A 411-nucleotide genomic window follows, 5' to 3' on the forward strand; every position below is an offset into this window, starting at 1 on the left:
CAGCGACTCGGTCGTCACCCCGACGACGCGCGCGAGAACGACGAGCACGGAGAGGACGACGAACGCGACGCCCGGGTGCAGCATGCCCAGGAGCACGAGCGGGGCCGCGAGGAGGAGCAGCGCGGTGCGGCGCGCGGCGGGCACGGGCCGCACGTAGAGCGGCTCGCCGTCCTCCCCCACGGGCGGGGCCCCGAGGTCGTCCATGAGGTCGTGGCCGGCCGGGACGGCCATGGTGCGGCCGTCGTTGACCTGGGACTGCGACGTGGGCAGGGGCGGCGGCACGACCTGCGCCTGGCCGGTCCACGCCTGCGCCCCGGTGCCGCCCGGGACGACGGCGACCGGCGGCACGACCTGCGTGGGGCCCGTGGGCGCGCCGACGACCTGGGTCGCGGGGGCGGCGTCGCCCGTGTC

General features: G+C 78.6%; 1 protein-coding gene. It reads right to left on the bottom strand.

Annotated elements, in window-relative coordinates:
• The coding region (locus tag G3I78_RS49535; protein ID WP_203616587.1) for a hypothetical protein at positions 1–411 on the bottom strand (411 nt) is incomplete at both ends.

Source organism: Streptomyces sp. SID13726, from assembly GCF_010548375.1.
Classification (GTDB): domain Bacteria; phylum Actinomycetota; class Actinomycetes; order Streptomycetales; family Streptomycetaceae; genus Streptomyces.